This is a genomic window from Amycolatopsis sp. EV170708-02-1, from assembly GCF_022479115.1.
GTDB lineage: Bacteria > Actinomycetota > Actinomycetes > Mycobacteriales > Pseudonocardiaceae > Amycolatopsis.
This window is the reverse complement of record NZ_CP092497.1, coordinates 5,340,757-5,353,972: the sequence shown is the minus strand read 5'-3', so window position 1 is coordinate 5,353,972 and position 13,216 is coordinate 5,340,757. Positions and strand designations below refer to the sequence as shown.

The window sequence follows — 13,216 nt, the reverse complement described above, 5'->3', positions numbered from 1 at the left end:
TGACGGTCGAAACCAGAACGAATTGCACGAAAAGGCGAATGTTGCCGGTTGGCGAGTCTTCGCTGGTCACGCTGGGGATTCACCGCTACCACGTCGATCATGCTCGTGGGTAAGGATCATGTTTCGGCCGCGTATCTTGCGGTTTTTCAGCTCCTTCGTGGGCGGCCGTTCGTCGTAGCAATGCTGCCCCAAAGGGCGCCAACGGTGCCCCCGCTTCCTCGGCGTCATGACAACCGATGGTTGTCACCGGGGTCCGAACGGCTGTTGGATCTCGGCCCTGACCTCGCGATTGGCTGTTCCCATGACGACAAGTACCGAAGCGATCGAAGGTGTGGCGGCAGGAGTTCCGTTCGTGGCGCTGCCGCCCACGGACAGCGAGCGTCCGGCGCCACTGGTGCTGACCTGGCATCTGCTGGGCGCGCCGTTCAGCGAGGCGGCCATGGCGGCGGCGCTGCCGATGCGGGACCTGCACGCGTGGCGGGTGCACCTCGGGTTGCCGCTGACCGGGAAACGGTTTCCCGAAGGCGGTTTCGAGGGCTTCTTCCGGCTCGCGAGCGAGGACAACGTGCTCAACGTCGTCGAGCCGCTCACCAAGCAGGTCGAGGCCGAGTTCCCGGCGGCGGTGGCGGAACTGCGCTCCCGCCTGTCCATTGAGGACGGTCCGGTCGGGCTGGTCGGCGGTTCGCAGGGCGGCGGGGTCGCGCTGCAGATGCTGACCCACGCCGAGATCGACGTGGCGGCCGCCGCGCTGGTGAACCCGGTGACCCAGCTGGCGCCGGTGATCGCGGCGAACGAGCGGGTCTACGACATCACCTACCCCTGGTCGGACCGCTCCCGCGCGGTCGCGAACGAGTACGACTACGTGCGGCGGGCGGACGAACTGACCGCGCCGGTCCTGCTCGTCATCGGCGAGGAGGACGACGTCTCGATCACCGAACCGGCCGAAGCCCTGCACAAGGCGCTGGGGGAGCGGCGATCCGAACTCGTCACCATCCCGGGGATGGCACACGAATTCGCCGAGGCGCCCGGCCTCGAACCCGCTCCGCAGACCGGACACGCGAAGCTGGTCGACGCCGAGCTCACGCGCTGGTTCGCCCGGCACCTAACTGCTTGAGGTCGTCGTCCGGCAGCCAGGCCCGCTCGGGATCGTAGGCGCACCAACCTTCTTCGTGGCTGGTCCGGCCCGCGAGCGCCAGCAGGCGCCGCAGGGCCGGGCCTTCGCCGCGGCGCCACACCACCGACCACGGGAACAGCGGCGACGGCTCGAACGGAAGAACGCGCAGATTGAGGTCGGACGCGAGATCCATGTCGGCGCCCGCGAGGGTGACCCGCTGCTTTCCGTAGCGCGTCTGTTCCAGTGTGTGCCGGAGGTCGTAGCTGACCCCGGAGTCGTCGATCGGGACGCCGAATTCTTTGCATAGGCGTTGCAAATAAGAAAGCCATTCGACCGGGCCGCCCAATTGCGGAATCCAGATGCCCTCGTTCTCGAGATCGGACAATTTCAGGACATCGTTCCCCGCGAGCGGGTGTTCCGGCGCGAGAAGGGCGACCAAGGGTTCGAGCCGGACGAGCCGGTGGTCGAGCTCGGTGGGAACTTCGCGGCCGAGGTCCGCGACGCGGCCGAACGCGAGGTCGATCTCGCCGCGGACCAGCGGGTCGAGGGCGTTGGCCAGCCCGCGCCCGGCGACCCGCTCGACCGCCAGCGCCGGATCCCGCTCCGCGATGCGCCGCAGCATGTACATGGGGGAGAGGCGCGGATCGATGACGTCGAGCCGCGGCGGGCGGTCCTGGAGGCCCATCGCGGCGACGGCGGCGTCGGCCGCGCGGATCAGCTCGCGCGCGTGCGGGAGGAACCGGCCGCCGTCGGCGGTCAGCTCGACGGACCGGTTGGTGCGGCGGAACAGCTGGACCGACAGCGCGTCCTCGAGCTTCCGGACCCGCTTCGACAGCGCTTGCTGGGTGAGGAACAGGGATTCCGCCGCGCGACCGAAATGGCCGTGGTCGGCGGTCGCGACGAACGCGCGCACCTGGGCCGTGTCGAGATCCACGCCGCTCAAAGTACGTGAAGGCCCCCTTCACGTACTCAGACGCGAGGAAGGGTTCGTTCAGGCGCCCGGCGGACGCTCCCGCACCACGCAGGTCAGCCGCGCCGTGCACGACCGGCGCCCCTGGTCGTCGGTCAGCACGATCTCGGCGGTCACGGTCCCCCGTCCGACGTGCACCGGCGTCGCGACACCGGTCACCCGCCCCGATCGGACCGCCCGGTGGTGGGTGCACGACAGTTCGAGCCCCATCGTCGCCTTGTCGATGCCGGCGTTGAGCGCGCAGACCATCGAACCGAGGGCTTCCGCGACGACGGCGTTCGCGCCGCCGTGGAGGAGGCCGTAGGGCTGGAGGTTGCCCTCCACCGGGATGCTGCCCACGACGCGTTCGGGACCGAATTCGCTGATCTCGAGCCCGAGCTTGTCGTTGAGCTGCTGTCCGGCGAAGGCCGGGTCGATCCCGGCGAAGGATTCGAGGGCTTGTTCGGTCACGCAGCGCTCCTTAAACGACACGACAGGTAGGACTGTCAGACCCTCACCCTAGACTCGCTCCCGTGAGCCCGAGTGAGAACACGACCGTTGCCAACGCCACACCCGCCACCGCACAGGCCGAGCGGCCCAAACTGCTGCTGATCGACGGCCATTCGATGGCGTATCGCGCCTTCTTCGCGCTGCCCGCGGAGAACTTCAAGACGAAGACCGGGCAGACGACGAACGCGGTCTTCGGGTTCACCTCGATGCTCATCAACCTGCTGCGCGACGAGGCGCCGACCCACCTCGCGGTGGCGTTCGACCTCTCCCGCAAGACGTTCCGGTCGGAGACGTTCGCGGAGTACAAGGCCAACCGCAGCAGCACCCCGGACGAGTTCAAGGGCCAGGTCGGGCTGGTCGAGGACGTGCTCAAGGTCCTCGGCATCCCCGCGCTGACCAAGGAGAACTACGAAGCCGACGACATCATCGCCACGCTCACGACACAGGCGACCGCCGAAGGCTTCGACGTCCTCATCTGTACGGGCGACCGTGACGCGCTCCAGCTGGTGACCGACCAGGTCACCGTGCTGTACCCGAAGCGCGGCGTGTCGGAGATGACCAGGTTCACCCCCGAGGCGGTCGAGGAGAAGTACGGCCTCACGCCGGCGCAGTACCCGGACTTCGCCGCGCTGCGTGGCGACCCCTCGGACAACCTGCCCAGCATCCCGGGCGTCGGCGAGAAGACGGCCGCGAAGTGGATCAGGCAGTTCGGCTCCTTCAACGAGCTGATCGACCGGGTCGACGAGGTCAAGGGCAAGGTCGGCGACGCGCTGCGCGAGCACCTCGGCGCCGTCATGCTGAACCGCCAGCTCACCGAGCTGATCCGCGACGTCGAGCTGGAGCTCGGCCCGAGCATGCTCGAGCTGCGCCCGTGGGACCGCGAGGCCGTCCACGCGCTGTTCGACGAGCTCGAGTTCCGCGTCCTGCGAGACCGGCTCTTCGCCACCCTGCAGAGCGCAGAGCCCGAGGCCGAGGAGGGTTTCGAGGTCAGCGGTTCGAAGCTCGCGCCGGGCGCGCTCACGGAATGGCTGTCCGCGCACACCGGCACAGACAAGCCGGTCGGCCTGGCGTTCCGCACCACCGGCGCCTCGGTCCGCTCCGACCTGAAGGCCATCACCTTCGCGGCCGCGGACGGCGAAGGCGCGTACGTCGACGTCACCACGATGGACGCCGAAGACGACAAGGCGCTCACGGCCTGGCTCGCCGACGAGAAGATCCAGAAGATCGGCCACGAGCTCAAGGTCCCCCTGCACGCCGTCCAGGCGCGCGGCTGGACGCTGGCCGGGCTGGTCATGGACACCGCGCTCGCGGCGTACCTGGTCCGCCCCGGCCAGCGCACCTTCGAGCTCGACGACCTCGCCCTGCGGTACCTGCACCGTGAGCTGCGGTCCGAGGCGGACACCGGGGACGGGCAGCTCTCCCTGCTCGACGGCGGCGCCGAGGACATGGAGCAGAAGGAGATCCAGGCCGAGCTGGTCAAGGCCCGCGCGGTCGCCGAGCTCGCGGGCGCGCTGACCAAGGAGCTCGAAGAACTGGGCGGCGCGCAGCTGCTCGCCGAGCTCGAACTGCCGTTGCTGCAGGTGATCACCGGGCTCGAAGCGGCGGGTATCGCGGTCGACATCGAGCACCTGACCAACCTCGAAGCGCATTACCTCAGCCGGGTGACGCAGGCCGCGGAGGAGGCGTACGCGGTCATCGGCAAGCAGGTCAACCTCGGTTCGCCGAAGCAGCTGCAGGTCATCCTGTTCGACGAGCTCGGCATGCCGAAGACCAAGCGCACCAAGACCGGCTACACCACCGACGCCGAGGCCCTGCAGAGCCTGTTCGAGAAGACCGAGCACCCGTTCCTGCAGCATCTGCTGGAGCACCGGGACGCGACCCGCCTGCGCACCACGGTCGAGGGCCTGATCAAGTCGGTCGCCGACGACGGCCGCATCCACACCACGCTGCTGCAGACGATCGCCGCCACCGGACGGCTCTCCTCGGTGGACCCGAACCTCCAGAACATCCCGATCCGCACCGAAGAAGGCCGCCGCATCCGCGACGCGTTCGTCGTCGGCGACGGGTACGCCGAGCTGATGACGGCGGACTACAGCCAGATCGAAATGCGGATCATGGCGCATCTTTCCCAGGACGAGGGCCTGATCCAGGCCTTCAACAGCGGCGAGGACCTGCACACCTTCGTGGCGTCGCGCGCGTTCTCGCTGCCGCCGGAGGAGATCACGCCGGAGCTGCGCTTCCGGGTGAAGGCGATGTCGTACGGCCTGGCGTACGGGCTTTCGGCGTACGGCCTTTCGCAGCAGCTGCGGATCTCCACCGAAGAGGCCAAGGAACAGATGGAGGCGTACTTCTCCCGGTTCGGCGGCGTGCGCGACTACCTCCATTCGGTCGTGGGCGACGCGGCGAAGGTCGGCTACACCGAGACGATCTTCGGCCGCCGCCGCTATCTGCCCGATCTCAACAGCGACAACCGGCAGCGCCGCGAAATGGCCGAGCGGATGGCGCTCAACGCGCCCATCCAGGGCAGCGCGGCCGACATCATCAAGGTCGCCATGCTCAACGTGCACAAGGCGCTGACCGAGGCGAAGCTGAAGAGCCGCGTGCTGCTGCAGGTCCACGACGAGCTCGTCCTCGAGGTCGCCGATGGCGAGCGCGAGCAGCTGGAAGCGTTGGTGCGCCAGGGAATGGGTTCGGCCTACGAGCTGGCGGTCCCGCTGGAGGTCTCGGTCGGGTACGGACGGTCCTGGAACGACGCCGCGCATTAGAGCCTGTTGGCGGAGCTGAAGACGGACCGTGAAACGGACCCGACGAGTGAACCCGCCCCGGCCGCAGGCCCCGCTATCGCGGTGGCAGGGCGCCTTTGGCTGCCACGGGGACGTGGATGACCGGGTGGCGCCCTGCCGACGTCGATCGCGGACGCGGGTTCACCGCCAGACAAATTAGGCCTCGTGAGTGGTAATGACGGTTAGAACCGTCATCGCCACTCACGATCGGTAGGGTCTTTCGGGTGACTTCCGAGCGCAGACGCTGGCGGGTGCGGCTGCGCGATCATCGTGGGCGGGTCCTGGGCGCCGGGACCATGCTCGACGCCGGGCATCTCCTCACCTGTGCTCACGTGATCGAAGGCCAAGACGGTGTCGCGGTGGATTTCGTGGCGCTTCCCGGTGTGGAGCCCGGAATCGCCACGGTCGTCGCGCACGCCGCGCCCATCGGCGACGACGGCGGGGACATCGCGCTGCTCCGGTTGCGTGACCCGGAGGAACAGATCTCCGGCGCCCCGCTGCACCGGACCGCTCTCGAAGACCACCAACGCGTCCGCGCGTACGGCTTCCCCGCCGGGTCGGACGGCATGTGGTCGCTGGCGACCGTCGTCGGCGACGGCGGGCACGGTCTCGAACGCGTCCAGTTGCACCGCGATCCCGACGCCGAGCCGATCACCCACGGCTTCAGCGGTGCCGCGGTGATCGCCGACAAGACCGGCCACGTCGTCGGCATGGTCGCGACCCGGTACGCGACCGAGGCAGCCCGTGTCTCGTGGATGATCCCGGTCGAGACCATGCTCGGCTACCTGCCGGAACTGCGCCGCTGGGCCGAAGGCAGCCCCGCGATCGACCCGAGCTTCGTGCGGTATCCGGAGCCGCCCGCGCTCGATCCGCGGTTCGCGGCCGAATTCGCCCGGTGGCTCGGCGGGCACGGCCGGGCCGACGTCCGGGTGATCATCATGGGACAGGACGATTCCGCCGTCGCCGCCTCGTTGCGGCGTGCCGTCGTCCTCGCCGACCGCGAAAGCGGCGCCGGCCGGACCGCGACCGGGCCGACGGTGCCGCCGGTGGGCAGTGTCGTGCTGGCCGTCGACGCGATCGGCAAGACCGCCGACGAGGTGCGCCGCCGCATCTCCGAGCGGCTCGACGTCGCCGCGGATTCGCCGGCCGGCCGTCACGGTTCCGGCCGCACCGTCGTCGTCTACGGGATCGACGAAGCCGCCGAACCCGACGAACTCGTCGGTGAGGTGCTCGTGCCGCTGGCCCAGCGCGCGCACGAACTCGGGCTGCGGCTCGCGCTGGCGTTCCGCGAGGCGACTTCGCCCGGGGTGAGCGTGGTCCGGTCGAGTACGGACGTCTTGCCCGCGGACGAGGACGACACCGAGGGCCGTCTCGCCCTCCTGGAAACCCGGTTGGGTGAACTCGAAAGTCTGGAGAAGGACAATCTGAGCGACGCGCCCCGTTTCTCGGACGCACCGCATGTCCATCCCAAGGCGCGACGGCTGAGAGGCGCGTTGACACAACTGCGTTCGGCGGAGCGGGATGGCGACACCGATTGGGTGAAACGGCAGCTTCCGGTCTGTGAGCGTGCCGTGGCCAAGACCGTCGATCGCGCTCGCGACCTGCGCCGGCTCCTCGACGAGAACCTCGCCCGGCGCGCCGAACTGCGCGCCCGGCTCGACGCGTACGGGGAGATGGCCCGTAACGGCGGGCTCGTCGAAGACGTCGAACTGGATGCCGCCTACGCCCCCGCCTGGCGGATGCTCTTCGAAGGACCTTGTGACCTGACGGCCGCGGCGGCCGCCGTCGAGCGGTACGCGGACACCGTACGGAAACGGATCGACGGATGACGGCCTGCGGACGGGACGGGTGCCCGGGTGTGCTCGGCAAGACCGGCTTCTGCAAGATCTGCGGATTGCCGCCCGGAGCACCGGAAGAGCCACGGGCGAAACCGACACTGGTGATCCCCGGCCCCGATGCGGCGCCGACCAGGATCACCAGCACGGTGGTCACCCGTTCCCAGCAGATCGCGGGCCACGCCGGCGCGGACGACCGGGTCCCGCTGCCCGTCGTCGAACTCCCGGACGTCGCGGGCCGCCTGCTCACCGAGCCGCATGTCCCGGAGGAGGAACGGTTCTGCGGCAAGCACGGGTGCACCGCCCCGGTCGGCCGTTCGATCGGCGGCGGGCCCGCGCCCGCCGAGGGGTTCTGCCCGGTCTGCCGGACGCCGTTCTCCTTCTCGCCCAAGCTCACGGCGGGTGACGTGGTCGACGGCCGCTACCACGTGGTCGGCTGTGTCGCGCGCGGCGGGCTCGGATTCGTCTATCTGGCAACGGATTCCGGGCTCGGCGACCGGTACGTCGCGCTCAAGGGCCTGATCAACACGAACAACACCGCCGCCGTCCGGATCGCGGAAACCGAGAGCCAGGTGCTCACCGCGCTGGATCATCCGAATATCGTCCGGATCCTCGACGTGGTGGAGCACGACGACTTCCGCTACATCGTGATGGAGTTCGTCGACGGCCTTTCGCTGCGGGAGGTCAAGAACCGCGGCCGGGCCGGGCTGGACTCCAGTGAGGGACGGCTGCTGGTCGAGCACGTCGTGGCGTACGGGCGCGAGATCCTGACCGCGCTCGACTACCTGCACGGCGAAGGCCTGCTGTACTGCGACATGAAGCCGGACAACGTGATCCACGGCGAGAAGCGGATCAAGCTCATCGATTTCGGCGCCATCCGCAAGATCGACGACGACGAAAGCCCGATCGTCGGCACCGAGCACTATCAGGTGACCCCGCGGGAACGGGCGACCCACGGCCTCACCGTCCGCTCCGACATCCACACCGTCGGCGTGACACTGCGGGAGCTGTTCCAGGCCAGCGACGGCTGGTCGGTCACCACCGACGCGCGCGGCGTCCGGTTCGGCATCGAATCGTTCCTCCGCGTGCTCGACCGGGCGACCGCCCCGTTCGAACAGCGGTTCGCGACCGCGCGCGAAATGCTGGTCCAGCTCGACGGCGTGCTCGGCGAGATCCTTTCCTTGCGGGACAAGCAGTCCCGGCCCGGCGGATCGACGCTGTTCGCCGAAGGGGCAGTGCTGCTCGACGCGGGACTCGGTCAGGCTCCGCCGCTGGAGCACTGGACGCGGGGCACCCCGGTCTCGCTCGGCGCGCGGCCGTCCGCCACGGAGATCGCCCTCGGGCTGCCGGTACCGCGTGAGGATCCGGACGATCCGCAGGCGAACTTCCTCCGTGCCGTCCGCGCGCCCGACGCGGCGCGGTTGCTGAAGAAGCTCGACAAGGTGCCCGGTTCGCCGGAGGTCGGGTTCCGCCGGTGCCGGGCGCAGCTGGAACTCGGGGCCGTCATCGAAGGCACGCGGGCGGTGGCCGAGGCCGAACGGCTGCTCGGCGAGCGCGCCGCCCACGACTGGCGGGTGGCGTGGCACCGTGGCCTGCTCGCGCTCGGCGCGGGGGACTTCGCCGCGGCCAAGGAGAAGTTCACCGCCGTGTACCGCGACATCCCCGGCGAGGAGCCGCCGAAACTCGCGCTGGGGCTCTGCGAGGAGCATCTTAACGGCGCGGCCGCCGCCGAGCGGTACTACGACGCCTTGTGGGTGCGGGACCGATCGCAGGTGAGCGCGGCGTTCGGCCTCGCGCGGGTCCGTTTGTCGCGCGGTGATCGTGCGGCCGCCGTCGAAATCCTCGACCAGGTCCCGGAATTCTCGCGCTACGACGAGGCGGCGCGGATCGCCGGCGTGCGTGTGCTGTCCGCGCCGATGCCGGAGACGGGTGACCTGCCGTCGTCCGCGGAACTCGACGACGCCGTGGTCCGGCTGACCGCGTTGGACCTCGACGGCGACGCCTTCGACCGGCTGGTGACGGCCGTGCGCGAGACCGGGCTGGCGGGGGTGCTGCTCGGCCAGGACGGGATCACCGGCGGGGAGATCCTGCGCGCGGACGAGACGGGTGCCCGCACCGTGCTGGACAGGTCGTACCGGCGGCTCGCCCATCACGCGCCCGCGCCGGAAGCGCACGACGTGCTGATCGATCTCGCGAACTCGGTGAGACCGGTGACGCTGGTGTGAAAGGGGAGAGATGAAGGAACCGAGTCTGGGCCTCGAAGTGCACCAGAACAAGTTCCTGGCCGAGGGGGACCGGGCGATGACCGCGATCGTCCGCGTCGTCTCCCGTGGCGGCGAGGCGTCCGCGGCCAGGACGGCCGCCGAGGTCCTGATGATCGACTGTTCCAGCTCGATGCGGTTCCCCAGCACCAAGATCGGCGAAGCCCGGCGAGCGGCCGCGGCGGCCATCGACGTCCTCCCCGACGGGGTGCGGTTCGCGGTCATTCAGGGCACCGACCGCGCGAAGACGATCTACCCGGCCGAGGACGGCTTGGTGACCGCTTCCGAGCGGACCAGGGCGGAGGCGCGTGCCGCCGTCGAGCATCTCGCGGCTGTCGGCGGCACCGCGATGGGTGCCTGGCTGGCGAAGGCACGCGACCTCTTCGACGGCGTGCCCGACGCCGTCCGCCACGCCATCCTGCTCACCGACGGCCGCAACGATTCCCAGACCAGGGCCGACCTGATGACCGTGCTGAACAGCTGCGAGGGCCGGTTCGTCTGCGACGCCAGGGGGATCGGCGACGGCTGGGAGCCCGCCGAGCTCACCCAGATCGGCCGGGTCCTGCGCGGCAACGTCGATTCCGTCGTCGAGGACGACGCACTCGCCGGGGATTTCCGGCAGTTGATCGAGAGCGCGATGACGAAGGTGCTACCCGAGGTCCGGCTGCGGATCGGCACCATGCCGTTCAGCAGGCTGCGATCGATCAAGCAGGTGTTCCCCGACGAGTACGACCTCACCGACCGGTGCCGGGCGGCCGGCGTCCGCGAACAGGAGCTGTCGCTCGGTTCGTTCGCGAGCGACGAGACGCGGGACTACCAGCTGATCCTGGATCTCGATCCGGACCTCGAACCCAGCTTCGGACAAGATCGCCAGCTGGCGTGGACGGAACTCGTCCCGGTGCCGGGAGCCGCGGTCGAGGAGGACGCGCTGGCCATCGCGGGGCGGTGGACGCGCGATCCGATCCCGCCGACGCTGATTCACCCGATGGTCTCGAAGTACGCCGCGCTGGCCGATCTCGGCGAGGCGCTGACCGCCGGCGGCGACGCCTACGCGGCCGGCGACCGGGCCGGGGCCGAACGGGACTGGGGGCGCGCGGTCGTCCTGGCCACCGCCGCGGGCGACGAAGAGATCCTCAGCCGTCTCTCGGGGTCGTGGAGATCGTCGACGCGGAGAACGGGGTGGTGCGGCTGCGGCCGGACGCGACCCGCAGCCACGCCTTGCACGTCGTCATCCCCTCGAGGGTTTCGGAAATCGCTCTTCCGCAGGAAGATCGGCCGATGCCCGAGGGAACACCGGTCGCCTGCGCCGTCTGCCCCGCGCTTTCACCCGCCGGGGCGAACTTCTGCGTCGGCTGCGGAAGACCGTTCGGCGAGGCGGTTTCGTGACGGCCACCCGGGTGCGGCTGGTCCGGCTCCGCACCGCCCTCCTGGCGCTCACCCTCGCGGTACTGGTGGTCTCGCTGTGGGCGTTCCAAAACGTCCAGAACACGGCGGAAACCGTCCGTGACCGCACCGCGCAGGCGGTGCTCGAAGTGACCGCCGCGCGGGCCGCGCTGGTGGCCGCCGACGCCGCCGCGATCGCGAGTTTCGCTTCCGGCGAGGCGAGACTGGCCGGGCCGGGGCAGGAGTACACGAATCAGCTGGCGCTGGCGAGCCAGAGCCTCGCGCGGGTCGCGGAGTTCAACCAGGCGGGTGAGGCGGGCGGTAACGCGCTGCAGGTGATCGAAAGCCAGGTCGCGGCCTACTCGGGCTCCATCGGACAGGCCGACGTACACTTCCGCCAGCCGGACGCCGCCGTGCTGGGCGCGGTCGATCTCTGGCATGCCTCACGGCTGCTGCACGCTTCGGGCGGTGTCCTGGATGAGCTGGAAGTGTTGCAGGACAGGCAACGTGAGGCGCTGGACCGGCAGCTGTCGGACACCGGGATGAGTCTCGCGATGCTCCCGCTGTGGCTCCTGCCGGTGCTGGCCCTGCTGGTGCTGCTGGTCTTCACCCAGCTGTACCTGCGGAAGCGTTTCCGGCGGGTGGCGAACGTCCCGCTGCTCGTGGCCACCGTGCTGATCGCCGCCATCGGGGTCGCCCTGGTGTTCACGCTGGTCAGCCGCGGCAGGCTGGATTCGGTCGGGGAGCGGCTCGACGGTGTCGCCGCGGTGCGGTCCCAGCAGATCCAGGCGGCCGACGACGCCGGCCAGCGGCGGCTCGCCGAGCTGCTCACCGGGTACTGCGACGAGGAGCAGGGATGCGGCGTGACCGTCGACGAGTTCCTGGCCCGGGCAAGACAGTCCACCACGGTGGCGACGGACAACACCCGGGTGGCCACGGCGGGCGCGAAGGCGGTGGCGGCCGACGCCTCCGCCGCGGCCGAATCCGGCGGACGGGAGTTCCTGATCCCGGCGGGCACCCTGCTCGCGGGCGGGCTCGTCCTGCTCGGGCTGCACGCCCGGATCGACGAATACCGGTATCGCCCATGAAACGCCTGATCGCCGTGCTGACGGCGCTGTCACTGGTCGCGGGCGGCTGTTCGGCGACGGCGGCGGACGAGCCGGTCGTCGTCCTCGCGTCCTGGACGGACGGCGAGGAGAAGGCGTTCCGCCAGGTGCTGGACGCGTTCAAGGACGAGACCGGGATCGACTACCTCTACGAAGGCACCCGGGCCGTCGACCAGGTACTCGCTTCGGACGTGCAGCGCGGCACGCCGCCGGACGTGGCCGTCCTGCCGAACGCCGGCGTGCTGGCGAAGTACCGGAAGTCCGGCGATTTGCTGCCGCTCGACGAAAACCTCTCCGCCGCCGTGAAGCGGTCCTTCAGTTCGCAGTGGGTGACCCTGCAGCAGATCGGCACCGAGAAGCTGTACGCGGTCGCGGTGAAGGCCGATCTCAAGAGCCTGATCTGGTACGACCCGGCGCGGATGACCGGGATCCGCCCGACGACGTTCGCCGCGCTCCGGGAGTACTCCGCCGGGCTGACGGCGGCGGGCGGCACGCCCTGGTGCGTCGGGATGGGCGCCCCGCCCACCTCGGGCTGGCCGGGAACCGACTGGATCGAAGACATCCTGCTGCACGCGGCGGGGCCGGAGAAGTACTGGCAGTGGGCGTCCGGCGGGCTGCCGTGGACCTCGCCCGAGATCAAGCAGGCGTGGCTGGACTGGGGTTCCGTGCTCGAACCCGCCGCGATCCGCGGCGGCACCGCGGCCGCGCTGCTGACCGATTTCGGGGACGCGGGCAAGGCGATGTTCACCGATCCGCCGGGCTGCGCACTCGAACACCAGGCGTCGTTCATCATGAGCCGCTACCAGAACTTCAAGCGCCCCGACGGGACCTTTCCCAAGCCGGGGACCGATTTCGATTTCCTCTCCTTCCCGGGGCGCGACGTCTCCGAGGTCGCGGCCGACCTCGCCGGGATGTTCCAGGACACCCCGCAGGCACGGAAGCTGATGGAGTTCCTCGCTTCGGAGAAGGCACAGCGGATCTGGCCGTCGATCCTGCGCGCGAACGCCTTTTCCGCCAACCGGCGGCTCGGTCCCGACATCTATCCGGACCAGGTGAGCCGGAGGGTCGCGGACACGATCACGTCGGCGTCCGCGCTGTGCTTCGACGCCTCCGACCTGATGCCCGCGACGATGACCGGCGCGTTCCATCGCGCCGTCCTGGAGTACCTGAGCAACCGGGACCGGCTGGACATCCTGCTGAAGCAGCTCGACGACGTCCGGAAGAGCATCCAACCCGGCGAATGGTTGACAATCCCTTGTGGACAGTGAGGAGCAT

The 13,216-nt window shown here is 69.8% G+C and carries 9 protein-coding genes; 7 read left to right on the top strand and 2 right to left on the bottom strand.

Translation table 11 applies throughout. The annotated features are described in order from the left end of the window. Positions 1–301 precede the first annotated feature (301 nt). On the top strand, positions 302–1,114 hold the full coding sequence (locus MJQ72_RS24295; RefSeq protein WP_240593242.1) for a S9 family peptidase: 813 nt from the start codon (positions 302–304) through the stop codon (positions 1,112–1,114). Here the strand turns inward: MJQ72_RS24295 and MJQ72_RS24290 are convergent. Continuing rightward, on the bottom strand, positions 1,080–2,048 hold the full coding sequence (locus MJQ72_RS24290) for a LysR family transcriptional regulator (RefSeq protein WP_240593240.1): 969 nt from the start codon (positions 2,046–2,048) through the stop codon (positions 1,080–1,082). The two genes, MJQ72_RS24295 and MJQ72_RS24290, sit on opposite strands and share 35 nt — an antisense overlap. A gap of 57 nt (positions 2,049–2,105) precedes the next feature. Continuing rightward, a complete protein-coding gene (locus MJQ72_RS24285; protein WP_240593238.1) occupies positions 2,106–2,534 on the bottom strand; it encodes a PaaI family thioesterase in 429 nt (142 codons plus the stop codon). Positions 2,535–2,596: 62 nt separating this feature from the next. Between MJQ72_RS24285 and polA the strand changes: the two genes are divergently transcribed. The 6 genes from polA to MJQ72_RS24255 all read left to right on the top strand — a co-directional run bounded on the left by polA (position 2,597) and on the right by MJQ72_RS24255 (position 13,209). Further along, entirely contained in the window at positions 2,597–5,338 is a 2,742-nt protein-coding gene (gene polA / locus MJQ72_RS24280) for a DNA polymerase I (protein WP_240593230.1), read from the top strand. A 242-nt stretch (positions 5,339–5,580) separates the two neighbouring features. Then, positions 5,581–7,185 (top strand): serine protease, encoded by a 1,605-nt coding sequence (locus MJQ72_RS24275; RefSeq protein WP_240593229.1) that lies wholly within the window; start codon positions 5,581–5,583, stop codon positions 7,183–7,185. After that, positions 7,182–9,416, top strand: a complete 2,235-nt coding sequence (locus tag MJQ72_RS24270) for a serine/threonine-protein kinase (RefSeq protein WP_240593228.1) — start codon at positions 7,182–7,184, stop codon at positions 9,414–9,416. The genes MJQ72_RS24275 and MJQ72_RS24270 overlap by 4 nt, the downstream gene beginning before the upstream one ends. 10 nt (positions 9,417–9,426) lie before the next feature. Further along, positions 9,427–10,959 (top strand): vWA domain-containing protein, encoded by a 1,533-nt coding sequence (locus MJQ72_RS24265; RefSeq protein ID WP_240593227.1) that lies wholly within the window; start codon positions 9,427–9,429, stop codon positions 10,957–10,959. Beyond that, positions 10,850–11,923 (top strand): hypothetical protein, encoded by a 1,074-nt coding sequence (locus tag MJQ72_RS24260; protein ID WP_240601411.1) that lies wholly within the window; start codon positions 10,850–10,852, stop codon positions 11,921–11,923. The genes MJQ72_RS24265 and MJQ72_RS24260 overlap by 110 nt, the downstream gene beginning before the upstream one ends. After that, complete coding sequence (locus tag MJQ72_RS24255; RefSeq protein WP_240593226.1) at positions 11,920–13,209, top strand: ABC transporter substrate-binding protein; 1,290 nt, start codon at positions 11,920–11,922, stop codon at positions 13,207–13,209. Before MJQ72_RS24260 ends, MJQ72_RS24255 begins: the two co-directional genes overlap by 4 nt. Positions 13,210–13,216: the final 7 nt, after the last annotated feature.

Coding starts and splice junctions, on each gene's coding strand:
- MJQ72_RS24295 (WP_240593242.1), top strand. CDS start 302: ATGACGACAAGTACCGAAGCGATCGAAGGTGTGGCGGCAGGAGTTCCG.
- MJQ72_RS24270 (WP_240593228.1), top strand. CDS start 7,182: ATGACGGCCTGCGGACGGGACGGGTGCCCGGGTGTGCTCGGCAAGACC.
- MJQ72_RS24265 (WP_240593227.1), top strand. CDS start 9,427: ATGAAGGAACCGAGTCTGGGCCTCGAAGTGCACCAGAACAAGTTCCTG.
- MJQ72_RS24255 (WP_240593226.1), top strand. CDS start 11,920: ATGAAACGCCTGATCGCCGTGCTGACGGCGCTGTCACTGGTCGCGGGC.